A 25,353-nucleotide genomic window follows, 5' to 3' on the forward strand; every position below is an offset into this window, starting at 1 on the left:
CCTCTAGCGTCCGGCATTGCACACCCTATGGCCATGCGCCCGGCGACCCCGGGCAGAGAGGGTACCTGGTGCCAAGCTCAAAGCGCCTGTTAGTCGCGTTCCCGGCGGTCGCCCTCCTCGGCGCCGCGCTGACCGTCCCGGCGGCCCAGGCCACGTCAGTGGCCAGCTACCAGCCCACGGCGGCGGACTACTACATCAACTACGCTCCCCCGCGGGTCGAGAAGGAGCCGCAGGAACCCGGCCTGAACAAGGGCAAGGCCCGTTCGCTCTCACCGGCGGAGAAGTTCGACAGGAAGTTCGTCAGCGGGAACCCCGCCGCGGCCCGCGTCCTCGCCGCCCGCGAGAACCAGGCGATCAGGACCGGCCGCAACCCGGCTGAGTGGATCTTCAAGAACTCCAAGCAGGTCAAGACCGCCAAGCTCCTCACCGTCCTGGTCGAGTTCAACGAGCAGGCGAACGACGACTTCTCCGGCTTCAACCGGCTGCGCACGACCGACAGCCCGCCGGACGACTGCGTGGTCGAGCCGCCGGGCACGCTCAAGAACGGCCCGCTGCACAACAAGATTCCCGACCCGGCGACGCTGCCGCAGAAGGACAACAACTCCTTCTGGCTCAAGGACTTCAGCACCGACCACTTCAACAAGATGCTCTACAGCGACAAGGGCATCACCGAGCGCGTGCGCAAGGACCTCAAGGACCCGCGCGACGGCAAGCCCGGCATCGACATCTCCGGCTTCACGATGAAGAAGATGTACGAGGAGCTGTCCAAGGGCGCCTACTCCGTCACCGGCTCGGCGGTCGGCTGGATCAAGGCCCCCCACTCCGAGGCGTACTACGGCGCCGCGGCCTGTGGCGGCCAGCCGCAGGACATGTCGGGTCACCCCAGCAACCCGACCGGCGCGGGCCAGCTCGCCATCGACACGGTCAACGCCCTGGCCGCGGCCCAGCCCAACTTCCCGTGGGCCGACTACGACCAGGAGGACGTGGCCGACTCCGACGGCGACGGCAACTTCGACGAGCCCGACGGCGTCATCGACCACCTGGTGATGGTGCACGCCGGCAAGGACAAGTCCTCTGACGGCGGCGCCGAGGGCACCTACGCCATCTGGGCGCACTCCAGCGCGGTCGCGGGCGGCTACAAGATCCCCGGCAGCGACAAGAAGATCTCCAACTACATCGTGCAGCCCGAGGACTCCGGCGTCGGCGTCTTCGCCCACGAGTACGGCCATGACCTGGGCCTGCCCGACCTGTACGACACCAGCGGCCAGGCCAGCTCCGCGGTGGACTTCTGGGACCTGATGTCCAGCGGCTCCCACTCCGGCCCCATCTTCCAGTCCATGCCCACGCACATGGGCCTGTGGGACAAGTGGGTGCTCGGCTGGGCCAACCCGAAGACGTTCAACCCGGGTGACGCCTCCAGGCTCGTCACGGTCGGGCAGTCCTCGCGCACCCCCAAGCTCACCGAGGACGGCGTCCGGGTGAACCTGGCCTCCACGCCGCTGAAGATGATCGACACGCACAGCGGCACGAAGGCCTGGTGGTCCAACCTGGACCAGGACTGGGCCAACCAGACCCTGACCCGCGACGTCCCGGTGCCCGCGGGCTCCGACGTGCGGTTCTGGATGTGGAACAACTACGAGATCGAGCAGGACTGGGACTTCGGCTTCGTGGAGGTCTCCACCGACGGCGGCCAGACCTGGACCCAGCTCAAGGTCTACGACGAGGCCGGCGCCGAGGTCACCACCCCCGACGGCTACCCCGACCCGAACAAGAACCTCAAGACGTTCGGCAACAAGAAGTACGGGCTCACCGGTGACACCGGCGGCCAGTGGCGGCACGACTACGTCAACCTGACGCCGTACGCCGGGCAGTCGATCAAGCTGCGCCTGACCTACAACACCGACGCCGCCTTCGAGCCGCGCGGCTGGCACGCCGACGACTTCTCGCTCACCAACGGCGGCACCGCCGTCTGGAGCGACGACGTCGAGAACGGCGAGAACGGCTGGAAGGCCACCGGCGGCACGTTCACCAACACCAGCGGCCAGGGCTGGACCATCAACAACGGCTCGCGCGAGATCTCCCGCTTCTACCTCGCCGAGTGGCGCAACTTCGACGGCTTCGACAAGGGCCTGCAGTACGCCTACGACACCAACTACTCCCGCGACGGGGCGTGGAAGGTCGAGAAGGTCAAGTACAACGCGCCCGGCCTGCTGGTCTGGTACCGCGACTCGACCTTCACCAACAACTCGGTGGTCAACAACCTGACCCTGCCGCCGAGCATCGGCTCCAAGGGCAGCCTGCTGGTCGTGGACTCGCACTACGACCCGCTGCGCCGCACCGGCACCGCCGCCGAGAAGGACCCGTCCAGGCACAAGAACCTGGAGGGCCGTACGCAGTCCTCGAACGCGGCGTTCTCCTTCAACAAGACCTACCCGCTGAAGGAGTGCCTGGAGGCGCCGGACGAGCCGTTCAGCGAGTACTGCACCAACGTCCCCGCGCTCAAGGGCGTGCCGAACTTCACCGACGCGAAGACCTGGGTTCCGGGCTTCGAGCTGCAGAACGGCTCGCTCTACTACCGTGACTTCGACGCCTCCACGGTGGTGCCGAGCAAGGGCGACCAGCCGTACAGCACCCGCGTGGTGCACCTGGACGGCACCCCCGCCACCGAGCTGTACGGCACCGACCTCGGCAACGGCCACGTCGCCGGCTCGGGCAACCCCGGCGACGAGGGCAAGGCGCTGGGCGTGCAGTTCAAGCTGATCAGCCCGCTGCCGGGCAACCTGGGCGCCATCGTCCAGGTCGTCCCGCCGAAGAAGTAGCGTGAGGGGGGCCGCCGGGTCTCCGGCGGCCCCCCGATCCAGCACGGAGCGGCGGACACAGCGCCTACGATTGATGACCATGAGCGAACTGCGCACCAAGATCGAGCACACTGAGGCGATCCGGCGGGATCGCCGGGTGGCGGTGGTGGTGAACACTCGCTCGCGCCGCGGCCGCCGCCACTACTTCGAGGTCATCGAGCAGCTGCACAACCTGGGGTTCGAGCCGCTGGCCGAGCTGTCGGTCTACAACCCCAAGCGGCTGCGCGACCTGCTCGACACCGCCCTCGCCACCGACCCCGACCTGCTGATCGTGGGCGGCGGCGACGGCACCCTCTCCTCGGCCGTGCGCCACGTCGCCCACCGCGACGTGGCGCTCGGCGTGTTGCCGCTCGGCACCACCAACAACTTCGCCAGGAGCCTCGGCCTGCCGCTCGACCTGGCCGGCGCCATCCGGGTGTTCTCCACCGGCAAGGTCGCCGACATCGACCTCGGCATGGCCGGCGACCGGCCCTTCGCCAACCTGGCCAGCTTCGGCGTCTCGGTCGAGGTGGCCGGCCGGGTCAAGCCGTGGCTCAAGCGCATCGTGGGCCGCCCGGCCTACCCGATGACCGCGCTCACCGTCCTGCCGGGCCACCGGCCCTTCCGGGCCTACATCACCGTCGAGGGCCAGCGCCACGAGCTGCTCACCCACCAGCTCAACATCGCCAACGGGCGTTTCCACGGCGGCTGGCAGGTGGCCAAGGACATCAGCATCGACAACGGCATGCTGGTGGCCTACCAGCTCGGCTCGGGCAAGAAGCTGCGCCTGCTCGGCGAGACGCTGCTGCGCGCGACCACCGGCCGCTGGCGCAGCCTGGCGGGCGGCCCGTTCGTGGTCGGCCGGGAGATGTTGCTGGAGACCGACCCGCCGATGGCCGCCGACGTCGACGGCGAGGTGCGCCTGCGCACCCCGATCACGCTGCGCGTGGTGCCCAACGGCGTGCGGGTGATGGTCCCCGACTCCTTCGAGGACAACTGACCTCAGCCCTCGCCCAGCGCCCGGTAGGCGGGGGCGAGCGCGTCCGCCAGGCCCGCGGGCGGCGGGAAGACCCGCGGCAGCAGGTCGGAGGCGGCCGCGGCGGAGCGGCGTTCTGGGCGGTGCGCGGTGGCGCCGGGCGCGTAGAAGTCGGCCAGCCGGTCGGCGAACGGCACGTCGGCCACCTCCAGCGGGTCCGGCGCGGGCGGGTCGTCGGCCAGCGAGCCGAGCAGCTGCTCGCGGGTGCGCCCGCGCCAGGCCAGCACCAGGAACGGGTCGTCGTCGAACGACTCGGCCAGCAGGTAGAGCACGGCCGACAGGTGCTTGCACGGGAACCCCCAGTCGGGGCACGAGCAGTCCATGTCCAGGTCGCGCGGGAACAGGTCGACGCCATGGGCGGCGAACAGCTCCTCGATCTCGACCGGCATCTCCCCGGCCAGCAGCCTGGCCCGGTGGACGGCCTGCGCCGCGACGGCCTCCTCCAGCCGCGCCCACACGTCCTCGCCGTAGACGTCGATCCTGACCACGACGTCGTACGGCTTCGGCCGCGACCCCTGCACGGACGCCCGGACCAGCCCCGCCGACAGCTCGATCGAGAGCACCTGGCCCTTGCGGGCGTAGGCGCGGCCGCGGGACAGGCGGCCCTTGTCGCAGACGCGTTCCAGGATGTCGACGAAGCGCCTGGACCACCAGGCCGAGCCGATGCTGCCGCGCCGCGACCGGGCCCGCAGGCCGCCCTCGACCTCGATGGGGCCGCTGCCGTCGTACCAGTCGGGCATGGTCAGGACCCTCCCGTGAGGCGGAACACCTCGCGCAGCTCGTCGGTGGACAGGTCGGTCAGCCACTCCTCGCCGGCGCCGACCACCCGCTCGGCCAGCGCCTTCTTGCGCTCGATCATCTGGTCGACGCGCTCTTCGAGGGTGCCCGCGCAGATCAGCTTGCGCACCTGGACGTTCCTGCGCTGGCCGATGCGGAAGGCCCGGTCGGTGGCCTGGTCCTCCACGGCCGGGTTCCACCAGCGGTCGACGTGGATGACGTGGCTCGCCGCCGTCAGGTTGAGCCCGACGCCGGCCGCCTTGAGCGACAGCAGGAACAACATCGGCTCCTGGTCGTTCTGGAACCGCTCGACCAGCCGGTCGCGGGTCTTCTTGGGCAGGCCGCCGTGCAGCCACAGGACCGGGCGGCCGAGCCGCTGGGCGAGGTAGGGCTGGAGCATCGTGCCGAACTCGGCGTACTGGGTGAACAGCAGCGCCTTCTCGCCCTCGGCCAGGACCTCCTCGGCCAGCTGCTCCAGCCGGGCCAGCTTGCCCGAGCGGCCGGCCAGGCGGGAGCCGTCCTTCAGCAGGTGGGCCGGGTGGTTGCAGACCTGCTTGAGCCTGGCCATGGCCGACAGCACCAGGCCGCGCCGCTCGACGCCCTCGCTGTCGTCGATCCGGGCCAGCATGTCGTCCACGACCGCCTGGTAGAGCGTGGCCTGCTCGGGGGTGAGCGGGCACCACTCCTTGATCTCGATCTTCTCCGGCAGGTCGGAGATGACGGACCGGTCGGTCTTGAGGCGGCGCAGGATGAACGGGCCCGTCGCCCGCTTCAGCGCCGCGGCGGCCTGCTCGTCCTGGCGGGCCTCGATGGGCTCCTGGAACCGGGTGCGGAAGCGGGCCCGCGGCCCGAGCAGACCGGGGTTGGCGAACTCCATGATCGACCAGAGCTCGGCGAGGTGGTTCTCGACCGGCGTGCCGGTCAGCGCCAGCCGGGTGCCGGTGGGGATCGACCGTACGGCACGGGCCTGCAGGGTGCCGCTGTTCTTGATCGCCTGGGCCTCGTCGCACACCACCCGGCGCCACTCGTGTTCCCGCAGGGCCTCCAGGTCGCGGTGGGCGGTGCCGTACGTGGTGATCACCAGGTCGGCCGTCGCGATGCGGGCGGCGTCCCGGCCGGGGCCGTGGTGGACGTACACGCGCAGCCCCGGGGCGAACCTGGCCGCCTCCCGCTGCCAGTTGCCCACCAGCGACATCGGGCAGACCAGCAGCGTCGGCGCGGCGGCCCGCTCGTGCACGAGCAGCGCCAGCGTGGTGACCGTCTTGCCCAGGCCCATGTCGTCGGCGAGCACGCCGCCGAGGCCCAGCTCCGACAGGAAGCTCAGCCACGCCAGCCCGCGCTCCTGGTAGGGCCGCAGCACGGCGTCCAGGCCCGGCGGGGTGGCGAGCGGGGTGAGCCGCCGCTCGGCCTGGCCCGACAGCAGGTCGCCGAGCACGCCGTCGGCGTCGACCGCCAGCAACGGCAGCTCGTCGTCGCCCTGGATCACGTGGCGCAGCAGGTCGGCCGCCGCCGCCTCGCCCGCGCGCACCCCCTCCACGGCCCGCAGCGCCGCCTTGAGCTGCCGGTCGTCCAGCTCCACCCACTGGCCGCGGACCCGGACCAGCGGCACCTTGAGCCTGGCCAGCTCGGCCAGCTCCGCCTCGCTGATCGTCTCCTCGCCCACCGCCAGGTCGACGCGGAAGTCGACCAGCTCGCGCAGCCCGAAGCCCTGGCTGACGGCCGCCGTCTGCGGCTTGGTCCTGGTGGTGAGCTTGAGCCCGAGTTTCGTACGGCCCGCCCAGCGCGGCAGCTGCACCCCGAACCCGGCCGCCTGGAGCAGCGGCGCGGCCTGGCGCAGGAAGCCGAACGCGCCCGCCGTGTCGAGGGCCAGCTCGCTCGGCTCCGGCACGCGCAGGGCCCGGTCCAGCTCCGGGTAGAGCCGCACGGCCCGGCCGAGCCCGGCCAGCAGCTCGCGCTCCGGCCGACCGGGCAGGCCCTTCTCGCCGCCCCAGACGCGGGCGGCCGGGACGTACAGGCTGGGGTCGTCGGCGGCCTGCAACGCCAGCTCGACCCGCCAGTCGTCGCCGGCGGCCGGTTCGAGCAGGCGGAAGCAGACGCGGGTGGCGCCCTCGGCCGCCGTGACGGCCGCCCGCCAGCGGTCCAGTTCCTCGCGCAGCCCGGGGTCGTCGGGGCAGGCCGGGTCGCCGGTCAGCGCGGCCAGCCACCGCTCCCGCGGCGTCGTGGGCGCGGTGGCCAGGGGAGTGGTGACGGCCCGCCGGACGAGCGCGTCGGTGAACGCCTCCAAAGCCTGGAGCTGCACCTCGGCGGCCGGGCGCTCGGCGGCCCAGGTGCGGCAGGCCGGCGGCATGGCCAGGGCCAGGTCGCGGAAGTAGGCGGCGTCGGCCCCGGTCAGCACGGGCCGCCACAGGGCCAGCGCGCCGCCGTCGCCGCCGCCGTCGGGCCCGGGACCGAGCTCGGGGTCGGGCTGAGGGCCGGGCGCGGGTCGGGGGACGAGCTGGGGGACGACCCGGCCGCGGGCCACCAGGTCGCGGGCGAGCGCGGCGACGGCGGCCCAGTGGCGGACGGTGGCGGTGGCCTCGCCCGGAGAGCCGTCCAGCGCGTCAAGGGCCTCGCCGGGCGGCAGCACGACCGCGGGCACCCGCCACGGCAGCAGCCGCGGCCTGACCACCTCCGTCAGCAGCCCCGTCTCCGGCGAGGGCAGCGGCCCTTTGGCCGACCCCGGCAGCAGCAGCTCCAGCACCCTGGACGGCGTCCCGCCCACCCCGAGCCCCGGCGCGCCGGCCAGCTCGTCAGGGGACGCGGCGAACGGATGGGGCCGCGCGCCCGCCCCACGGGACACGGCGGCGGCCCGGCCGGGAACCTCTCCCCAGAAGGCGAGCCCGTCACCCGCCCACACCCCGTGTACCAGCACCCCGGCAGGTTACCGCCGGCCCGGAGCGACCGGTCCGCGAGTCTTCTGCGGGCCGGGCCGGAAGTCGTACCATCGAAGTATGAACACTCCCGGATCGTGGTGTGAGCGGCCTGAGCCGCAGGCTCCCTCGTGCGAGCTCCCCTCTCCGTGGAGCAGGCCGAAGCAGCCTGACAACTGGTGCGAGGCGCCCAAGTCGCCGGTGGAATCCGTCCTGCGGTTCCTGCTGAAGGCCGCCAAGAGGTAATAACAGGCGGTCAGCTGGGTAGTCGCCTTGCTCAGCGGAGGAGGCGACGTCGTGAACGATACCCACAAGCTGGTCAGTGATCTCTCCGACCAGGTCTCCAGGCTCGTCAAGGACGAACTGCGCCTGGCCAGGCTGGAGCTCGCGGAGAAGGGCAGGCGCGCGGGGTTCGGCGCGGGGCTGTTCGGCGCGGCCGGGATGGCCGCGTTCTTCGGCGGTGCCGCGCTGGTGACCGCCGTCGTCCTGCTCCTCGCTCTGGTCATGCCCGCGTGGGCGGCCGCCGCGATCGTGGGGGCGGTCCTGCTCATCGCCGCCGCCCTGCTCGGCCTGACCGGAAAGAACCAGGTGAAACAGGCCACGCCGCCGGTCCCCGAGGAGACCATCGCGAGCGTCAAGGCCGATATCGACATGGTCAAGGAGAGGGCACGCCGATGAGCGAGACGGACCCCGGATACAGCGAGCAGCACGCCGGTGACGTGGGCGCCCGCAGGGCGACCGTCGGCACGCCGACCGAACGCGAGTCGATCAACGTGCCTCCGACGAGACCGGGGGCTGCGGAGAACGCGAAACGGGCCGAACTGGCCCGCCAGGAACACGAGACCTTCATCCCCGAGACCCCCGTGCCCGACGACCGGACCGAGGCGGTGGAGAGCCGCGCGGTCGAGGAGGAGTCGCTGGGCGGCGGCGGGGGCGGGGGCCGTGGCGAGGACGACGAGGAAGAGGACGACGTGCGAAAAAGCATCAAGGAGACCAGGAACGAACTGGGCGACACGGTCAGCGCCCTGGCCCACAAGGCCGACCTGAAGGGCCGGGCCGCCGAGGCGGCCGGCACGGCCAAGGGCAAGGTCGCCGAGATCACCGGCGTGGCCAAGGGCAAGGCCGCCGAGGTGACCGGCACCGCCAAGGGCATGGCCGGCGAGGTCGCGGGCAAGGTCCGCGAGGCCACCCCCCACCAGGTCAAGGACGCCGCCACCGGGGCGCGCAAGCGTCCGGTGCTGCTGCTGGCCGCGGCGGCGGCGGTGACGGCCCTCGTCGTGCGGCGGCTCAGGAAGCGCAACAGGGCGAAGTAGGCGTGCGTTCCCCCGAAAGACCTGCGGAACTGCCCCGCAGGGCCTGGTGGAGCGTGCTCAAACGCACCGTCGTCGAGTTCCGCAACGACGGCGTCCAGGACCTCGCGGCAGCGCTCACCTACTACGCCGTCCTGTCCATCTTCCCCGCGCTGATCGTGCTGGTGTCGGTGTTCGGCCTGCTCGGCAGGCGCGACACCGCCACCCTGGTCGGCAACCTCGTGGTGCTGGCGCCCGACGAGGTGCGTTCCCTGATCGTCACGGGCGTGCGCTCGGTCCAGGAGAACGCGGCCTCGGCCGGCCTGGTCGCGATCGTCGGCCTGCTGGTCGCGCTCTGGTCGGCGTCGGGCTACATCGGCGCGTTCATCCGGGCCGGCAACACCATCTACGACATCGACGAGGGGCGTCCGTTCTGGAAGGTGACGCCGCTCCGGATCGGGCTCACCGTGCTGGCCACCGTGCTGCTGGCGCTCGGCGCGATCTCCGTCGCGCTGACCGGCGACCTGGCCAGGAGCGTCGGAAAGGCGCTCGGCCTGGGCAGCGCGCTGGTGACCGCCTGGGACATCCTGAAATGGCCGGTGCTGGCGCTCGTCGCGGCCGGGCTGATCATGGTGCTCTACTGGGCCGCGCCGAACGTGCGCCAGCCCGGCGTGCGCTGGATCACCCCCGGCGGGCTGCTCGCGGTGGTGCTCTGGGTCGTGGTCTCCGGCGGCTTCGCCCTGTACGTGGGCCACTTCGGGTCCTACGGCAAGACCTACGGCACGCTGGCCGGCGTCGTGGTGTTCCTGATCTGGCTGTGGTTGTCGAACATGGCCCTGCTGCTGGGGGCCGAGCTGGACGCCGAGCTGATCAGGGAACGCCAGATCGCCGAAGGCGAGCCCGTCGGGCAGGAGCCGTACGTGGAGCCCAGGGACCCGCCGAAGGAGGATAGCCTTCCCGAGTGAAGCGTGGAAAGGCCGTCGTCGCCGCACTGACCCTGCTGACCTCGGGGTTGGTGGCCGGCTGCAGCGACGGCTCGGCGGTCAGCGACTTCGGCACCGTCGTCAAGGGCGCCAAGGGCACGACCGTGCGCGCCGAGCTGCGCCCCGGGCAGCGGTTCTCGCTGGCCGTCCCGGACAACCCGTCGGTGGGCGACGACTGGCGCCTCGCGGCGGTGCCCGACGCCAGGGTGGCCTCCTACATCAGCGAGGAGCGCAGGAGCGCGGGCCAGGGCCCCGGCAGCGGCGGCACGGCCTACTTCGTCTTCAACAGCAAGAGCCCGGGCACCGCCGAGATCACGCTGCGCGACTGCTGGCGCTGCGGCCAGAGCTCGACGCCGCCCGACGAGGAGAGCAGGCGGCAGTCGGGCGAGGCGGTCTTCGAGATCACCGTGCGCTGAGCACGGCCCGGCACAACACGTCGAGGGTGGTCGCGGTGATCACCTCGGCGCCGGCGTCGGCGCCGGATTCGGCGCACGCGGCCAGGCGGCGCCGGCCCTCGCCCAGGATGCTCCACCCCAGGTGGGCCACCAGGTCCGGATGCGGCTCCCCGGCCTCGGCGAGCAGGCCGCGCAGCGGCTCGATCATCGTCTCGTGCAGCTGGTCGAGCCGGTGGCGGCACTCGGCGGGCAGGTCGGCCGCGGCCACCGCGCGCAGCAGCGCGTGGTCGGGGCTGGTGACGAACGCCAGCGACACGGCGCCGAAGGCGCGCACCCGCTCCTCGAGGCCGCCGTCGCGGGTGGCCGTGACGAGCCGGTCGGCCCAGCGGGGGATCGCGTCCTCCACGAGCTGGGCCAGGATGTCGGCGGTGGAGGAGAAGTAGCGGTAGACGCTGGAGCGGGCCAGCCCGACCCGCGCGCCCACGGCCGCGGGGGTGAGCCCGGCCGGGCCCTCGGCCGCCAGGACCTCCATGGCGGCCGCCAGCAGGGCCGCGTGCTGGCTGGCCCGATGGTCGGCCACCGTGGCGGCGCTGATCCTCGGCACCGGACTCACTCCTCCTCGCGTCGTCTCCTCCCAGTATCGGGCAGCAGGAACGTCGCCCCGACGCCGCCGAACAGCACGATGCCGGTCACGATCGTGACCCGGCGGGTGGCGTCGGCCGCCGCCGCCACCGCGGCGGCGTGGTCGGCCGGCTCCCTGATCGCCGCGACGGCCGCGCCGGCGCTCTCCCGTACGGCCTGCCCGAGCGCGGGCTTGCCGGGCAGGCGTGCGGCCATCGCCGCGTCCAGGCCGGTGACCAGGACGGCGCCCAGCACCGCGATGCCGACGGCGGCGCCGAGCTGCCGGATCGTGCTCTGGAGCCCGGAGGCCACGCCGGAGCGGCGGGCGGGCACGTCGGCCAGCATCACGTTCGGGAGCTGGGCCGAGGCGAAGCCGACGCCGACGCCGTACACGACGAGCCACGGCACCAGCGTCCACGGGCCGAGCGAGGGGGAGACGGCCAGGCCGATCGCGATCGCGCCCACGGCCTCCAGGACGAGCCCCAGCCGCACGACGACCCTGGGCGCCAGGCCCAGCCGCGGCACGACGCCGCCCGCCAGGAACGTGCCCCCGGCCAGCGAGGCGATGATCAGGCCGGTGGCGAACGCGGTGAACCCCATGGCCGCCTGCAGGAACAGCGGCAGCACCAGGATCAGGCCGAACTCGCCGAGACTGATGATCATCGCGGCGGCGCCGCCGTACCTGAAGGAGGGGATGGCGAACAGCGACAGGTCCAGCACGACCGGGCGGCCCGATCGTGCCCGCGACCGCTCGACCAGCAGCAGCGCGGTCAGCGCGAGCGCGGCGAGCCCGAAGGCGAAGGGGATCGGCGAGACGCCGCCGAGCGGCCAGTCCCACCCGAACAGCGTGGCCTCGCCGGTCGGCGTGAACCAGCCGTAGCGCTGGCCCTCGATCAGGCCGAACACCAGCGCGGCCGGGCCGGCCACCGACAGCAGCACGCCGGGGACGTCCGAGCCGCCCGCCGCCGGGTCCTTCGACTCGGGCACCCTGGCCGTGCCGAGCAGCACGAGCAGGCCGATGGGCAGGTTCACCCAGAATGCCCAGCGCCAGCCGAAGTCGGTCACCACCCAGCCGCCGAGCAGCGGGCCGAGCGCGGCCATGCCGCCGATGATCGAGCCCCAGACGGCGAAGGCGATCGTCCGGCGCGAGCCCGTGTAGAGGGAGTTGATGATCGCCAGCGTCATCGGGACCACCATGGACGCCCCGACCCCCTGGACGACGCGGGCGGCGATGAGCAGCGCGCCGCTCGGCGCGGAGGCGGCCAGCATGCTCGCGGCCAGGAACACCACCAGGCCGACGGCGAACATCCGGCGCCTGCCGTGCACGTCGCCGGTCCGGCCGAGGGGGATGAGCAGGGCGGCGAAGGCCAGGGAGTAGATGGAGTTGACCCATTCGACGTCCGTGGCCGACAGGCCCAGATCGCCCATGATCGCGGGGACGGCGACGTTCACGATCGTCGCGTCGATGATGATCATCGACATCCCGACGCCGAGCACGATCAGCGGGAGCCAGCTCTGCCGGGTCCGCGCATTTAGCGACACCATGTCCCTAAAGATAGCAACATGCTGTCTCGAAACAAGGGGTAAGCTCCGGATCATGGACTTCATCCGGGTGCGTGCCTCGGCCGACGGCGCCGAGACGATCTCCTACTGGACCGGCGACGTCTACGGCTGGCAGGACGACGACGGCCCCCATCACCTGTTCGGCTTCGAGGGGCTGAACGTGGCGCGGGCCCGCCCGGCCGACGGCGGCTGGGAGCTGCTGACCAGGGAGGCGGCGCTCTACCTCGACCCGAGGACCAGGGAACCGATCGACGTGTGGGACAACCCGCTCACCGGACGGTCCGTCGAGGTGCAGCACGTCTTCAACGACCCGGTCAACCAGCGGCTCGGGGCCTATCCGGTGCCGGTGACGCGGTTGGGGGAGCAGGTCGTCTTCAACGCCGACATCCGCCTTTCCTACCCCTCGCCACTACCTGTCGCGAAATATCCGGAGAACTCGGCTCGGGACACGTACCGGGCGCTGGAGCTGTTCCAGTTCTTCGCCTCGGCCGCCGACGTCGAGTCCGGCATGCCCGACGTGCCGGCGGTCTTCTCCTGGTGCCGGGTCTCGCCCTGGCTGCCCTGGATGGCCATGGGACAGCGGCCGGGCGGGCTGGTCTACCACTGCCGGGGCGCCAAGGTCGCCGACGTCCCCGGGCGGCTGCGCGAGCGCGTCGGCGAGCACTTCCTGCACGCCCCCGCCGAGTGGAGCGCGCCCAACATGACGAGCTGGACGGCCTTCGCCGATAAGGTCGGTCGGTGAGCACCGACCTGTTCTGCGAGATCATCGCCGGCGCGCGTCCCGCCCACGTGGTGAGCGCCGACGAGGTGGCCGTCTCCTTCCTCGACACCCGTCCGGTCTTCAAGGGGCACGTGCTCGTCGTGCCGCGGCTGCACGTCGAGACGCTGGCCGACCTCGCCGACGTCGGGCCGTTCTTCTCCCGGGTGCAGGCCGTGGCCAGGGCCGTGGAGGAGGGGCTGGAGGCGGCCGGCACGTTCGTGGCGATGAACAACCGGATCAGTCAGAGCGTGCCCCACCTGCACGTGCACGTCGTGCCGCGCAACCGCAAGGACGGGCTGCGCGGCTTCTTCTGGCCGCGCACCACCTACGAGTCCGCGCAGGAGGCCGAGACCTACGCGGCGGCCGTCGCCAAGGCGCTGGCGGCCGAGTGAGGCTCGCACGTGGTGCCGGTGCAGGTGCAGGTGCCGCGGACGGCATGGGCGGCGGCGGGCGCTAGGCTCGGGGCGCGTGGAGTACCTGGTCGGCGTCGCCGTCGTGGCCGTGCTGGTGGGCGTGCCCGCGATCGTGCTCTGGCGCGTCATGCGGGGCCGCCGCGAGCTGGGCACCAGCCCGGCCGAGCGGGCCACGTTCGAGACCCTGCACACCGCCTCCATGGCCGGGCCGCCGCTGCGGGCCGGGCTGACCCCCGAGGGCGCCGAGCGCGCCTCCCGCCACCTGCGCGCGCTGCTCGGCTCGGCCGCGCTCGCGATCACCGACCGCGAGCGCCTGCTCGTCTACGACGGCGCCGGCGACCACCACGCCGCCCAGGCGTTCGAGCACGCCGCCGCCACCCTGCGGGACGGCCGCACCCAGGTGCTCACCATCGACTGCGAGCTGCTCGAATGCCCGATCCGGCACGCCGTCGTCGTCCCGCTCACCACCGACGACCGGCTGGTCGGCGCGCTGGCCGCCTACGGGCAGAACGCCTCGGCCGGCCTGGTCAGGGCGGCGCAGGAGGTGGCCGGCTGGGTGAACTCGCAGCTGGAGCTGGCCGAGCTCGACCGCTCGCGCACGCTGCTCATGGAGGCCGAGGTCCGGGCCCTGCGCGCGCAGATCTCGCCGCACTTCATCTACAACTCGCTCACCACGATCGCCTCCTTCGTCCGTACGGACCCCGAACGCGCCCGCGAGCTGCTGCTGGAGTTCGCCGACTTCACCCGCTACTCCTTCCGCCGGCACGGCGAGTTCACCACGCTGGCCGAGGAGCTGCACTCGATCGAGCGCTACCTCACCCTCGAACACGCCAGGTTCGGCGACCAGTTGCAGGTCACCCTGCGCATCGCCCCCGAGGTGCTGCCGGTGGCGGTGCCGTTCCTGTGCCTGCAGCCGCTGGTCGAGAACGCCGTCCGGCACGGCCTGGAGAGCCGCAACGGCGTCGGCCGCATCACGATCATCGCCGAGGACGCCGGCGCCGAGTGCCGCATCACCGTCGAGGACGACGGCCTCGGCATGGACCCCGAGCGGCTGCGCCGCATCCTGGCCGGCGAGATCGCCCCCACCGGCGGCGTCGGCCTGGCCAACGTCGACGAACGGCTCCGCCAGGTCTACGGCGACGAGTACGGCCTGGTCGTCGAGACCGGCCCGGGCGCGGGCACCAAGGTCAACGTGCGCCTGCCGAAGTACCACCCCGGCGTCTCGGCCCGCTGACCTTCAACCAGGCCGCCCTCATACCTGCCCCCACCTGTGACCCCGCCGTGACGGCCTTGACGTTTGGTGCCGGTTTCATCACTGTCTAATGCATTCGAGGTGTGAGGAGTGACGTGTGACCGGGCTGCGCGTCCTGGCGGTGGACGACGAGCTACCCGCGCTGGAGGACCTGTCCTACCTGCTCCGCGCCGACGCCCGCATCGGCGAGGTGGTGACGGCCCGCGACGGGGCGGCCGCGCTGCGCCTGCTGGACCGCGGCATCGCCGAGGGCCGCCCGATCGACGCCGTCTTCCTCGACATCCGCATGCGCGGGCTGGACGGCGTCGTGCTCGGACGGCTGCTGTCGCAGTTCGCCAACCCGCCGCGGGTCGTATTCGTCACCGCCTACGAGGAGCACGCGGTGGACGCCTTCGAGATCAAGGCCGAGGACTACCTGCTCAAACCGGTACGTCCCGAACGGCTCGCCGAGGCCATCAGGCGCGTGGCGGTCTCGGCCGACGTGCCCGCCGAGACCGGCGAGAGCGACACCATCCCCGTCGAGCTGGGCGGCGTGACCCGGTTCGTCTCCAGCGCCGACGTCCTCTACGTGGAGGCCCAGGGCGACTACGCCCGGCTGCACACCGCGAACGGCAGCCACCTCGTCCGCATCCCCCTCGCCACGCTGGAGGAACGCTGGGCCCCGGCCGGGTTCGTCCGGGTGCACCGCAGCCATCTGGTGGCCGTCAAGCACATCGAGGAACTGCACATCGACTCGGGCCGGTGCAGCGTGCGGGTCGGCGACACCGAGCTCCCGGTGAGCCGCCGGCACACCCGCGAGCTGCGCGACCTGCTGGTCCGCCGCGCCAGGAAGGGCAGGACGGAATGACCCCCGATCCCCGGCCGGGGCGTCCGGCGGGCTCGCCGCGCACCGACCCCGCCGCCCGCCGCACCGACGCCGCCCGCCGCACCGACGCCGCCCGCCGCACCGACGCCGCCCGCCGCATGGACGCCTTCCGCCGCTCCGAGACGCCGCGCCGGGTCAGCGTCACCAGCCCGCGCACCGCCGCCGCCCGCCGCCCCCGCTACCCGGCCACCAGGGAGATCGACGAGCAGACCCGCCTCGGCGAGGTCTACATGCGCTCGCTGCTGCGCACCCAGTTCCGGCTCGCCCTGTTCGTCTGCACCGTGCTGGCCTGCGTGGTCGGCGGCCTGCCGCTGCTGTTCCTGCTCATCCCCGAACTGCGCGAGGTGGACGTCCTCGGCGTCTCCCTGCCCTGGGCGGTGCTGGCCGGGCTCATCTACCCCGCCTTCGTCATCGGCGCCTGGCTGTACGTCCGCCAGGCCGAGCGCAACGAACGCCACTTCGCCGAGCTGGTGGAACGCCGGTGACCGGCGCGAAGGGCCCCTCGTGAGCCTCACCGCGGTGGTCGTCGTGATGGCGGCCGCCGTGCTCATCGGCGCGTACGGCATCAGGTTCTCCCGCACCACCTCCGACTTCTACGTCGCCTCCCGGACCGTCAGCCCCCTGTGGAACGCCTCCGCCATCGGCGGCGAGTACCTGTCGGCGGCCTCCTTCCTCGGCGTCGCCGGGCTCATCCTGTCCTACGGCGTGGACATGTTGTGGCTGCCCGTCGGCTGGACCGGCGGCTACCTGGTGCTGCTGGTGCTGGTGTCGGCGCCGCTGCGGCGCTCGGGGGCGTACACGCTGCCCGACTTCGCCGAGGCCCGGCTGGAGTCGATGACCGTGCGCAGGACCGCCAGCGTGCTCGTCGTCCTGATCGGATGGCTGTACCTGATGCCGCAGTTCCAGAGCGCCGGGCTGGTGCTGCGCACGATCACCGGCGCGCCGGTGTGGGCGGGCGGGCTGCTGGTCGCCGGGGTGGTGGCGGTGAACGTGTTGTCCGGCGGCATGCGGTCGATCACGTTCGTGCAGGCGTTCCAGTACTGGCTCAAGCTGACCGCGCTGGCCGTGCCGCTGGTGTTCCTGCTGCTGGCCTGGAAGGGCGACGGCGCGCCCGCCCTCAGCGTCCAGGACGCCGCCACCTGGCAGATGCCGCTGGCCGGGGCCAAGGAGTACGGGCTCTACTCGACGTACTCGCTGATCCTGGCCACGTTCCTCGGCACGATGGGCCTGCCGCACGTGCTCGTGCGCTTCTACACCAACCCCGACGGCCGGGCCGCCCGCCGTACGACGCTGGTCGTGCTGACCCTGCTCGGCGCGTTCTACCTGCTGCCCGCCCTGTACGGCTGGCTCGGCCGCCTCTACGCCCCCGACCTCGTGCGCACCGACGCGGTCGTGCTCACCCTGCCCAGCCGCATGATCGGCGGCACGCTCGGCGACCTGCTCACCGCCCTGGTGACGGCCGGGGCGTTCGCGGCCTTCCTGTCCACCTCCTCGGGGCTGACCGTGTCCGTCGCCGGGGTGATCGCGCAGGACCTGCTGAAGGGCGGGGTGCGCTCGTTCCGGATCGCCACGCTGATGGCCGTCGCCGTGCCGCTGGCGCTGGCGTTGTGGGCGCGGGCGCTGCCGGTCGCGGACGTCGTGGGGCTGGCGTTCGCGGTGGCCGCCTCGTCGTTCTGCCCGCTGCTGGTGCTGGGCATCTGGTGGCGGCGGCTCACCACCACCGGGGCGCTGGCCGGGCTGTTCGTGGGGGGCGGGCTCGCCTGCTCGGCCGTGCTCGCCACGATCACCGGGGGGCCGTACGAGGGGCTCGCGGGGGCGCTGCTGGCCCAGCCGGCGGCCTGGACGGTGCCGATCGCGTTCACGGTGATGGTGTCGGTGTCGTTCCTGACGCCGCACCGCGTGCCGCCCGGGGTGGCCCGCACGATGGTCCGCCTCCACACCCCGGAGAACCTCGACCTGGACCGCGGCGACTGGCACCCCCGCTCCCCATGACCCCGCGCCCGGCCGGCGTGCCGGTGGGCGTCCGGCCGCCTGCCGCCTTGCCCAGGCGCCGGGACCTTCCCTCTCACGACCAGCCCGCGGCGACGCCTCCCAGGCGCTGGGACCTTCCCTCTCACGACCAGCCCGCGGCGACGCCTCCCAGGCGCTGGGACCTTCCCTCTCACGACCAGCCGGCGGCGACGCCTCCCAGGCGCTCCGACGCCACCCCGTTCCCGGCGGCGCCCTCGTTCCGCGCCACACCTGCGGCCCCCGCGCCGCCCGCTGCCCTTGACGCGGCCGGGCTCGTGCGGTCGCTCGCGGCTCGGGGCGTACGGTCGCCTCGCGTGGGACGCGGGATGTCGCCCCGGTCGTGGGGCTGTTCGCTCTGGGGCGGCGGGTCCAGGCCGGGCCGGTAGGGGCCGGCGGGGCGCGGGGACGTGCTCCGGCCGGGCCAGGGCTGATCCGCCACTTCCGGCCGGGCCGGCCCCGCCGGCTCGGTGTCGGGTGGGGCCGGGGACCGGCCCGGGCGCGGCTGGGCGGTCCCCTGCGGCGGGACGTGCGGACGGGTCCATTCCTGTGACGTGCCGCCGGGGTGGGACGCGGGGCGGCCGGGCTGCTGTTGCTGCGCTGACGCCTGCGGCGCGTGGGCGGGCTGGACCGGCGCCTGCGCCCGAGGGCCGGGTTGGGACGGTATCCGGTGGGCCAGGCCGGGGTGGGACGGCTCCTGCGGCGGAGGGTCCAGACCCGGGCGGGGGCCGACGCCGGCGTGCGGGGTCCTGGAACGTCCGGGCCCCGGGTCACGGACGTCGGGCCCGGCCGCGCGGGAACGCCTGTCCGCAGGCGGCGGCATGACGTCCCGGGCCTGCCGGGCGGGCTCGTCAGGGACGGTTCCCTCGTCGGGGGCGAAGTACGGTCTGGTCGGGGGCGTGGGCGGGGAGGCGTCGCCGTGCCGGGCGGCCTGTTCGGTCATGGGTCTGGCGGCCGTGCCGGCGTGGGTCTCGACGTCGAGCACCTCGTGTCCCGGGACGGTGTGCGGGGCCTGCTCGCCCGGGGCCGCGTGGCGGATGGTCCGTCCGGTGGCCGCGCCCAGGTCGCCCGCGTGCTTCCGCTCCGGCCGCCAGGAGGGCGCGCCGCCCCTCGGCCACCCCCGCCACACCCCGCCGCCCTCTTCCGGCCGGCTTCCCCGCATCCCGCGGCCCTCTTCCGGCGGGACTCCCCGAACCCCGCCTCCCCGCGCGGCCGAGGCGGTCGTCCCGGCAGCGGGTGTGCCCGGACCGGGTGTGCCCGGGGTGCGGGGGGCTGCGGTGGCCGGTTCGAAGAAGGACGACTCCGCGGCCGGGGAGTCCGGGGTGGCGGGGAAGGCGTGTCGCGGGGTGCGGGGTGGGGGAGCGGCGGTGGCCGGGGTCAGGTGGTCCAGGAGGTGGGGGGCGGCGGTCAGGAGATGGCCGATGAGGTGCGCCACGTCGTCCAGCCGCACCCGCAGCGTCGCCCGCGCCCGCGGGCCGTCGCGCCGGCCCTCCGGCCCGGCCTCCTCCACCCGCAGCCCGGAGATCTCCAGGCACACCTCAGGGCTCGGACGGGCGGGCGCGCCGGAGCCGGGCGCCTGCTCCTCGGGCGTACGGTCGTGGCGGTACGGGCTGCTCTCGGCCATGACCTGCGATTACCCCTGCCGTATCCCATCAGGCTCCGAAATAAGGGGACTTGGGGGAGGTTTGACCGGAAGGTCAGACAACAGGCGGCAACTCGCCGGACCCCCGGGCGACCAGCTCCACGGGAACCGTGATCCGGCGCGGCTCGCGTACGGGATCCAGCAGCAGTTCCACCGCGCCGCGCGCCAGCCGGTCGATGTCGTACCGCACCACCGTCACCCCCGGGCTGAACAGGCCGGCCAGCGCGAAGTCGTCGAACCCCACGTACGCCGGCCGCTCGGGACGCCCCCGCAACGCCTGCAGCACCCCGATCGCCGCCCGGTTGTTCGTCGCGAAGAACGCCGTCGGCGGGCCGGGCAGGTCGAGCAGCCGCCCCACCTCGTACGACACCCGCCCTGGATCGAACACCCCCCGCACCACCAGCGCCTCGTCGGCCGCCGCGCCCGCCTCGCGCAGCGCCGCCCGGTAGCCGCGGGCCCGGTGGTGCACCGAGCTCAGCCCGTCGTCGTCGGAGATCAGCGCGATGCGGCGGTGCCCGTGGGCGAGCAGGTGCGCGGTCGCCGTCCGGCCGCCGTGCTCGTCGTCGAGCATGACCACGTCGGCGCGGTCGAGCCCGCGCGGCACCCGGTCGACGAAGACCGTGCGCGGGCCGCCGTGCTCGGCCAGCCAGGAGTGGTCGGCCGCCGAGGGCACGACGATCAGCGCGTCCACGCCCCGCGCGTGCATCGACTCGATCAGCATGCGCTCCTTGTCCGGACGCTCCTCGTACGAGCCGAACACCACCAGCGCCTCGTGCTCGGCCGCCGCCGCCTCCACCGCGGCGGCCAGGCGGGCGTAGAACTCGTTGGAGATGTTCTCCATCACCAGGCCGAGCGTGAGCATGGTCGCGCCGCGGGCCAGCCGGGCGGCGGCCTCGTTGCGGCGGAAGCCGAGCGCGCTGATCGAGTCGTGCACCCGCTGCTGCAGCGAGGCCCGGACGTGCGGCTCCTGGTTGACCACGCGGGACACCGTCTTCAGGCTGACGCCCGCGTGCCGGGCCACGTCCGCCATGGTGGGCTTACGCGTTGTCATAGTCTGCCCCCATGGAGGATGAATGGATCTGCGGCCGGATGGGCGAGGACGAGCCGTGGACGCTGGGCGCGGTGAACCCGCCGGTGTTCGAGAACTCGTTGTTCACCTTCGGGACGGCGGCCGAGCTCGGCGCCGCGATCCGGGACGAGGACGAGCGGTACGTCTACGGCCGCGGCACCAACCCGACCGTCGACGTGGCGCAGCGCAAGCTGGCCGCGCTGGAGCGCGGTGAGCGGGCCAAGTGCTTCGGCTCGGGGATGGGCGCCATCTCGGCGACGATCTCCTCGCTCGTCTCGGCCGGCGACCACGTGCTGGTGCTCGGCGCGGTGTACGGGCCGACCACGCAGTTCCTGCGCTACCTGGAGAAGTACGGCGTCACGCATACGCACGTCGACGACCTCGCGGGATGTGACAGCGCTATCAGGGCGAGTACCCGCCTACTCTACTTCGAGTCGCCCTCCTACATGGCGTACGCGATCGTGGACATCGCCGAGGTGGCGGCCTGGGCGCGCGGGCGCGGGCTCGTCACGGTGATGGACAACACCTGGTCCACGCCGCTGTTCCAGAAACCGCTGACGCTGGGCGTGGACCTGGTCGTGCACTCGCTCTCCAAATACGTCGGCGGGCACAGCGACCTGGTCGGCGGCGTGGTGGTCGGCCCGGCGCGGCTGATCCGGCCGCTGGCGCTGACGGAGTACCAGCTCTACGGCGCGGCCATGTCGCCGCACGACGCGGCCAAGGTGATCAAGGGGCTGCGCACGCTGCCCGTGCGCATGGCCGCCCACCAGGAGCGGGGGCTCGCGGTGGCGGCGTTCCTGGAGGGGCATCCCGCCGTACGGGCGGTGAACCACCCGGGGTTGCCCTCGCATCCGGGCCATGCGACCGCGTTGCGGCAGATGTCCGGCTTCTCCAGCCTGTTCAGCATCGAGCTCGCCACGGACGATCGCCAACAGGCCGCACTTTTCCTCGATAAATTGCGACATTTCAGGATCGGGGTGTCCTGGGGTGGCTTCGAGAGCCTGGTCAACGCCCCCGCCCTGACCGTCGAGGAGAGCGTACGGGCCACCATGGGCATCCCCGTCGGCCTGGCCCGCCTGTCGATCGGCCTGGAGCCCGCCGCGACCCTCATCGAGGACCTGGACCAGGCGCTGGGCGCCCTGCCCGGCCCGCCTCGTCCGATATCGGGGTGAACGGAATACCCGACCGCTCATCGCGCCGAACAGACCTTTCACCGCAGGCCATCCCCAACTAATCGCGGTACGCGAGCGGCTCGCCGAACAGCACCCCCACGGCTCTCCACGACGGGTAGGTTGCGCTCTTACGTTGAGCGTGATCCGCATCACAGTGGAGGTCTCGTGACGACCAGAGAACATGACGCGTCCGTCTATGAACAGGTGCAGGAGAGCAGTGAGTTCCAGGAGTTGAAGCGGCGTTTCCGCCGCTGGACCTTCCCCATGACGGTGGCCTTCCTGGTGTGGTACCTGCTGTACGTGGTGCTGTCCGGCTGGGCCCGCGGCTTCATGGGCATCAAGTTGTTCGGCGACATCAACGTCGGGCTGATCTTCGGGTTGCTGCAGTTCGTCTCGACGTTCCTCATCGCGTGGGCGTACGCGCGGCACGCCGAGAAGAAGCTCGACCCGATCGCCGACAAGCTCCGTCACGAGGTCGAGGAGAAGACGCAGTGAGTTCCACGACGCTGGGGATGATCCTCTTCCTCACCTTCGTCGCCGGCACCCTGGCCATCACGTTCTGGGCCAGCCGCCAGACCAAGACCGCCGCCGACTACTACGCGGGCGGCCGGTCCTTCAGCGGCGTCCAGAACGGCCTGGCGATCGGCGGCGACTACATGTCGGCCGCCTCCTTCCTCGGCATCGCCGGCATCATCGCCGTCTCCGGCTACGACGGGTTCCTGTACTCCATCGGGTTCCTGGTCGCCTGGCTGGTGGCGTTGCTGCTGGTGGCCGAGCTGATGCGGAACTCCGGCAAGTTCACCATGGCCGACGTGCTGGCGTTCCGGATGAGCCCGCGCCCGGTGCGCACGGCGGCGGGCGTGTCCACGATCGTGGTCAGCATCTTCTACCTGCTGGCCCAGATGGTCGGCGCGGGTGCGCTGGTCGGCCTGCTGCTCGGCATCACCAGCGAGGCCGGCAAGGTCTGGACGATCATCGGCGTCGGCGCGCTGATGATCGTCTACGTGGTGTTCGGCGGCATGAAGGGCACCACCTGGGTCCAGATCGTCAAGGCCGTGCTGCTGATGACCGGCGCCGCGCTGGTGACGCTACTGGTGCTGGGCAAGTACGGCTTCAACCTGTCGTCCCTGCTCGGCCAGGCCGCCGCCACCAGCGGCCCGAAGGCCAATCCCGGCAACTTCCTCATCCCCGGCCTGAAGTACGGCACCGACGCCCAGGGGCTCGCGGGCAAGATCGACCTGATCAGCCTCGGTCTCGCGCTGGTGCTCGGCACGGCGGGCCTGCCGCACATCCTCATCCGCTTCTACACCGTCCCCACCGCCAAGGACGCCCGCAAGTCGGTCCTGTGGGGCATCGGCATCATCGGCGTGTTCTACCTGCTGACCCTGGTGCTCGGCTTCGGCGCGGCGGCCATCGTCGGCAAGACCGACATCCTCAAGGCCGACAAGGCGGCCAACACCGCCGCCCCGCTGCTCGCCGAGCGGATCGGCGCGCAGATCTTCGGCGACGTCGGCGGCACGATCCTGCTCGCGCTCATCGGCGCCGTGGCCTTCGCCACGATCCTGGCCGTCGTCGCCGGCCTGACCCTCGCCTCCTCCTCCAGCTTCGCCCACGACCTGTACGCGCACGTCTTCAAGCGCGGCGGCGCCAGCGAGCGGCAGGAGGTCGTGGTGGCCCGCGTCTCGGCCCTGGTGATCGGCGCCATCGCGATCGGCCTCGGCATCCTCGCCCAGGGCCAGAACGTCGCGTTCCTGGTCGCCCTGGCCTTCGCCATCGCGGCCTCGGGCAACCTGCCGGCGATCCTCTACAGCCTGTTCTGGAAGAGGTTCAACACGGCGGGCGCGGTCGCGGCCATCTACGGCGGCCTCGGCTCGGCGCTGATCCTGGTGATCTTCTCGCCGGTGGTCTCGGCCCCGCCGCCGCCCCCCGGCGCCGCGGTGACCGCGCTGATCCACGGCGTGGACTTCCACTGGTTCCCGCTGAGCAACCCCGGCATCGTCTCCATCCCGCTCGGCTTCCTGTTCGGCTGGCTGGGCACGATCCTCAGCAAGGAGTACAACGCCGCCAAGTACGCCGAGATCGAGGTGCGCTCGCTGACCGGCGTGGGCGCCGAGAAGGCCGCCGAGCACTGACCCTCGCTCTCCCTGCGTGACGGGGCCCGGCCTGCCACAGGCCGGGCCCCGTTTACGGGTGCCCGGCAGGGGAAGCGGTCCCGGGCTCCGCTGTCACCCCTGACCGGCAGCGAGAACCCAGTGACATGAGTGGTCGACGCGATCTCGGCGACACCGGTGCGTTCTCAGGCAGACGAACGCGGCCACACCGCCCCGCGCCGCCTTGACAGTGTGGAGGGCGAAACCCATGAGATCCCCCATGAGATCCCCCGTCGTCCGCTGGCCGGCGCTCACCCTCTCCCTGGCTCTGGCCCTCGCCGGGTGCGCCAGGGGGACCGGGGGCGGGACGGCCGCCGCCCAGCAACCGAGCCGGTACGACCCGGCCGCCACGTTCACGGGCACCCTGACCGTCATGGGGTTCGGCGCCGGCGACGAGATCGGCGCCACCCGCTTGGACAAGGCCAAGGCCGCGCTCGGCGGGGCGGACGTCAAGCTCGTCGAGGGCGACCTCGACATCCAGCAGTTCCTGTCCTCGGTGGCGGCCGGCGACCCGCCCGACCTCGTCTACGCCAATCGCGACCAGATCGGCACCTTCGCCTCCCGCGGTGCGATCGTCCCGCTCACCGCCTGCGTCAAGGGCGAGCGGATCGACACCTCGATGTACGACAGGAACGCCCTGGCCCAGGTGACGTTCGGCGGCGAGGTCTGGGCCGTCCCGGAGTTCAACCAGGTCCAGATCGTCATGGCCGACGCCGGCCTGCTCAAGGAGGCGGGGCTCACCGTCGCCGACGTCAACGGCTCCGACTGGAAGAAGATCACCGAGGCGACGAAGAAGCTGGTCAAGGCGCCGGGCGGCAAACTCCGGGTGATCGGCTTCGACAGCAAGCTGCCCGAGTTCCTGCCCTTGTGGGCCAAGGCCAACGGCGCCGACCTGCTGTCGCCCGACGGGCGCACCGCGCGGCTCAACAGCCCGCAGGTGGTCCAGGCGCTGGAGTTCGCCGTCGGGATCTACGCCGCGCAGGGCGGCTTCGCCAAGGTCAAGGCGGTGCGCGACGCGGCCGACTTCTTCGGCAAGGGCAACCAGTTCGCCGAGCACGGGCTCGGGGCGATGCCCATGGAGCAGTGGTACGTCAACGTGCTCAACGACGTCTCGCCCAGGGCGTCGCTGGCCTTCGACGCCTTCCGCACGCCGCAGGGCGAGCCGCTGGCCTACTCGTCCGGATCGGCCTGGGCCATCCCCAAGGGGGCCGGGAACGCCGCGGCCGCCTGCCGCTTCGCCAGGACGATGACCCTCGTGGACACCTGGACGGCCGCCGCCCGCGCCCGGCTGGACAAGCGCAAGGGCCAGGGCAAGCCGTTCACCGGCGTGCTGACCGGCAACGTGCGGGCCGACAAGGAGATCCGGAAGATGGTCACCTCGGGCGGCGAGCCCTGGGACTCGGGCGTCAAGGCGTTCTACGAGGCCAGCGAGCACACCTTCAGCCTGCCGGCCAACCCGGCCGACAAGGAGTTCAAGGACGCCTGGCAGGGCGCGGTGAACCGGGTGCTGAACGGCCAGGAGCAGCCCCGGCAGGCGCTCGACGAGGCCCAGCGGGACGCCCAGGCCGCACTCGACAAGGCGTGGGCCGGGTGGACGAAGCGCACCGACTGAC

22 protein-coding genes are annotated in these 25,353 nt (G+C 72.5%); 16 read left to right on the top strand and 6 right to left on the bottom strand.

Annotation, left to right across the window (positions count from 1 at the left end; genetic code table 11):
* The first annotated feature begins 68 nt into the window (after window positions 1-68).
* Both AB0J76_RS19330 and AB0J76_RS19335 read left to right on the top strand, forming a co-directional pair.
* Window positions 69-2,819, top strand: coding sequence for an immune inhibitor A domain-containing protein (locus AB0J76_RS19330; RefSeq protein ID WP_352320230.1), 2,751 nt, complete (start codon window positions 69-71; stop codon window positions 2,817-2,819).
* 79 nt (window positions 2,820-2,898) lie between these two features.
* Window positions 2,899-3,837 (top strand): diacylglycerol kinase family protein, encoded by a 939-nt coding sequence (locus AB0J76_RS19335; protein WP_358285242.1) that lies wholly within the window; start codon window positions 2,899-2,901, stop codon window positions 3,835-3,837.
* 2 nt (window positions 3,838-3,839) lie between these two features.
* On the opposite strand, the gene AB0J76_RS19340 is transcribed toward AB0J76_RS19335, so the two are convergent.
* The gene (locus AB0J76_RS19340) at window positions 3,840-4,613 is read right to left on the bottom strand and encodes an SWIM zinc finger family protein (RefSeq protein WP_352328826.1); all 774 of its coding nucleotides are present in this window, start codon (window positions 4,611-4,613) and stop codon (window positions 3,840-3,842) included.
* 2 nt (window positions 4,614-4,615) lie between these two features.
* The gene (locus AB0J76_RS19345; RefSeq protein WP_352328827.1) at window positions 4,616-7,561 is read right to left on the bottom strand and encodes a DEAD/DEAH box helicase; all 2,946 of its coding nucleotides are present in this window, start codon (window positions 7,559-7,561) and stop codon (window positions 4,616-4,618) included.
* A 295-nt stretch (window positions 7,562-7,856) separates the two neighbouring features.
* Between AB0J76_RS19345 and AB0J76_RS19350 the strand changes: the two genes are divergently transcribed.
* From AB0J76_RS19350 to AB0J76_RS19365, 4 genes are read left to right on the top strand one after another with little or no spacing between them, the layout of a single operon-like run.
* A complete protein-coding gene (locus AB0J76_RS19350; RefSeq protein ID WP_352328829.1) occupies window positions 7,857-8,237 on the top strand; it encodes a phage holin family protein in 381 nt (126 codons plus the stop codon).
* On the top strand, window positions 8,234-8,872 hold the full coding sequence (locus tag AB0J76_RS19355; RefSeq protein WP_352328831.1) for a DUF3618 domain-containing protein: 639 nt from the start codon (window positions 8,234-8,236) through the stop codon (window positions 8,870-8,872). Before AB0J76_RS19350 ends, AB0J76_RS19355 begins: the two co-directional genes overlap by 4 nt.
* A 53-nt stretch (window positions 8,873-8,925) precedes the next feature.
* On the top strand, window positions 8,926-9,813 hold the full coding sequence (locus AB0J76_RS19360) for a YihY/virulence factor BrkB family protein (protein ID WP_352328832.1): 888 nt from the start codon (window positions 8,926-8,928) through the stop codon (window positions 9,811-9,813).
* A complete protein-coding gene (locus AB0J76_RS19365) occupies window positions 9,810-10,247 on the top strand; it encodes a protease inhibitor I42 family protein (protein WP_352328834.1) in 438 nt (145 codons plus the stop codon). Before AB0J76_RS19360 ends, AB0J76_RS19365 begins: the two co-directional genes overlap by 4 nt.
* On the opposite strand, the gene AB0J76_RS19370 is transcribed toward AB0J76_RS19365, so the two are convergent.
* Together AB0J76_RS19370 and AB0J76_RS19375 are read right to left on the bottom strand one after the other, a co-directional pair.
* Entirely contained in the window at window positions 10,234-10,830 is a 597-nt protein-coding gene (locus AB0J76_RS19370) for a helix-turn-helix domain-containing protein (RefSeq protein ID WP_352328836.1), read from the bottom strand. The genes AB0J76_RS19365 and AB0J76_RS19370 overlap by 14 nt on opposite strands.
* Window positions 10,831-10,835: 5 nt before the next feature.
* Window positions 10,836-12,392: an MFS transporter gene (locus AB0J76_RS19375; RefSeq protein WP_364390024.1), complete on the bottom strand. Its 1,557-nt coding sequence runs from the start codon at window positions 12,390-12,392 to the stop codon at window positions 10,836-10,838.
* Window positions 12,393-12,444: 52 nt separating this feature from the next.
* On the opposite strand from AB0J76_RS19375, the gene AB0J76_RS19380 reads away from it, so the two are divergent.
* The 6 genes from AB0J76_RS19380 to AB0J76_RS19405 all read left to right on the top strand — a co-directional run bounded on the left by AB0J76_RS19380 (window position 12,445) and on the right by AB0J76_RS19405 (window position 17,692).
* Window positions 12,445-13,152, top strand: a complete 708-nt coding sequence (locus tag AB0J76_RS19380; RefSeq protein ID WP_352324467.1) for a DUF1838 family protein — start codon at window positions 12,445-12,447, stop codon at window positions 13,150-13,152.
* A complete protein-coding gene (locus tag AB0J76_RS19385; protein ID WP_352324466.1) occupies window positions 13,149-13,562 on the top strand; it encodes an HIT domain-containing protein in 414 nt (137 codons plus the stop codon). The genes AB0J76_RS19380 and AB0J76_RS19385 overlap by 4 nt, the downstream gene beginning before the upstream one ends.
* Window positions 13,563-13,638: 76 nt before the next feature.
* Window positions 13,639-14,817, top strand: a complete 1,179-nt coding sequence (locus tag AB0J76_RS19390; RefSeq protein ID WP_352324465.1) for a histidine kinase — start codon at window positions 13,639-13,641, stop codon at window positions 14,815-14,817.
* Window positions 14,818-14,932: 115 nt separating this feature from the next.
* Complete coding sequence (locus AB0J76_RS19395) at window positions 14,933-15,682, top strand: LytTR family DNA-binding domain-containing protein (RefSeq protein WP_352324464.1); 750 nt, start codon at window positions 14,933-14,935, stop codon at window positions 15,680-15,682.
* Entirely contained in the window at window positions 15,679-16,185 is a 507-nt protein-coding gene (locus AB0J76_RS19400) for a hypothetical protein (RefSeq protein ID WP_352324463.1), read from the top strand. The genes AB0J76_RS19395 and AB0J76_RS19400 overlap by 4 nt, the downstream gene beginning before the upstream one ends.
* A 19-nt stretch (window positions 16,186-16,204) precedes the next feature.
* The gene (locus tag AB0J76_RS19405; RefSeq protein WP_352324462.1) at window positions 16,205-17,692 is read left to right on the top strand and encodes a cation acetate symporter; all 1,488 of its coding nucleotides are present in this window, start codon (window positions 16,205-16,207) and stop codon (window positions 17,690-17,692) included.
* Window positions 17,693-17,861: 169 nt separating this feature from the next.
* Here AB0J76_RS19405 and AB0J76_RS19410 read toward each other — a convergent pair whose 3' ends face one another.
* Both AB0J76_RS19410 and AB0J76_RS19415 read right to left on the bottom strand, forming a co-directional pair.
* Window positions 17,862-19,331 carry a hypothetical protein gene (locus tag AB0J76_RS19410; protein WP_352324461.1) on the bottom strand — a complete coding sequence of 490 codons (1,470 nt, stop codon included), beginning with the start codon at window positions 19,329-19,331 and terminating at the stop codon, window positions 17,862-17,864.
* 73 nt (window positions 19,332-19,404) lie between these two features.
* Window positions 19,405-20,400: a LacI family DNA-binding transcriptional regulator gene (locus tag AB0J76_RS19415; RefSeq protein ID WP_352324460.1), complete on the bottom strand. Its 996-nt coding sequence runs from the start codon at window positions 20,398-20,400 to the stop codon at window positions 19,405-19,407.
* An 11-nt stretch (window positions 20,401-20,411) separates the two neighbouring features.
* On the opposite strand from AB0J76_RS19415, the gene AB0J76_RS19420 reads away from it, so the two are divergent.
* The 4 genes from AB0J76_RS19420 (at window position 20,412) to AB0J76_RS19435 (ending at window position 25,352) form a co-directional block, all read left to right on the top strand.
* Window positions 20,412-21,590: an aminotransferase class I/II-fold pyridoxal phosphate-dependent enzyme gene (locus AB0J76_RS19420; protein ID WP_352324459.1), complete on the top strand. Its 1,179-nt coding sequence runs from the start codon at window positions 20,412-20,414 to the stop codon at window positions 21,588-21,590.
* Window positions 21,591-21,755: 165 nt separating this feature from the next.
* Window positions 21,756-22,085, top strand: coding sequence for a DUF485 domain-containing protein (locus AB0J76_RS19425; protein WP_352324458.1), 330 nt, complete (start codon window positions 21,756-21,758; stop codon window positions 22,083-22,085).
* Window positions 22,086-22,102: 17 nt separating this feature from the next.
* Window positions 22,103-23,722 carry a cation acetate symporter gene (locus tag AB0J76_RS19430; RefSeq protein ID WP_352324470.1) on the top strand — a complete coding sequence of 540 codons (1,620 nt, stop codon included), beginning with the start codon at window positions 22,103-22,105 and terminating at the stop codon, window positions 23,720-23,722.
* Between the two features lie 238 nt (window positions 23,723-23,960).
* Window positions 23,961-25,352: a hypothetical protein gene (locus AB0J76_RS19435; RefSeq protein ID WP_352324457.1), complete on the top strand. Its 1,392-nt coding sequence runs from the start codon at window positions 23,961-23,963 to the stop codon at window positions 25,350-25,352.
* Window position 25,353: the final 1 nt, after the last annotated feature.

Source organism: Nonomuraea sp. NPDC049624 (assembly GCF_040675255.1).
Classification (GTDB): domain Bacteria; phylum Actinomycetota; class Actinomycetes; order Streptosporangiales; family Streptosporangiaceae; genus Nonomuraea.

Excerpts from the sequence above, each read along its gene's own strand:
- AB0J76_RS19335 (WP_358285242.1), top strand. The coding sequence starts at position 2,899 with ATGAGCGAACTGCGCACCAAGATCGAGCACACTGAGGCGATCCGGCGG.
- AB0J76_RS19340 (WP_352328826.1), bottom strand. The coding sequence starts at position 4,613 with ATGCCCGACTGGTACGACGGCAGCGGCCCCATCGAGGTCGAGGGCGGC.
- AB0J76_RS19355 (WP_352328831.1), top strand. The coding sequence starts at position 8,234 with ATGAGCGAGACGGACCCCGGATACAGCGAGCAGCACGCCGGTGACGTG.
- AB0J76_RS19375 (WP_364390024.1), bottom strand. The coding sequence starts at position 12,392 with ATGGTGTCGCTAAATGCGCGGACCCGGCAGAGCTGGCTCCCGCTGATC.
- AB0J76_RS19380 (WP_352324467.1), top strand. The coding sequence starts at position 12,445 with ATGGACTTCATCCGGGTGCGTGCCTCGGCCGACGGCGCCGAGACGATC.
- AB0J76_RS19400 (WP_352324463.1), top strand. The coding sequence starts at position 15,679 with ATGACCCCCGATCCCCGGCCGGGGCGTCCGGCGGGCTCGCCGCGCACC.
- AB0J76_RS19410 (WP_352324461.1), bottom strand. The coding sequence starts at position 19,331 with ATGGCCGAGAGCAGCCCGTACCGCCACGACCGTACGCCCGAGGAGCAG.
- AB0J76_RS19415 (WP_352324460.1), bottom strand. The coding sequence starts at position 20,400 with ATGACAACGCGTAAGCCCACCATGGCGGACGTGGCCCGGCACGCGGGC.
- AB0J76_RS19420 (WP_352324459.1), top strand. The coding sequence starts at position 20,412 with ATGGAGGATGAATGGATCTGCGGCCGGATGGGCGAGGACGAGCCGTGG.
- AB0J76_RS19430 (WP_352324470.1), top strand. The coding sequence starts at position 22,103 with ATGATCCTCTTCCTCACCTTCGTCGCCGGCACCCTGGCCATCACGTTC.
- AB0J76_RS19435 (WP_352324457.1), top strand. The coding sequence starts at position 23,961 with ATGAGATCCCCCGTCGTCCGCTGGCCGGCGCTCACCCTCTCCCTGGCT.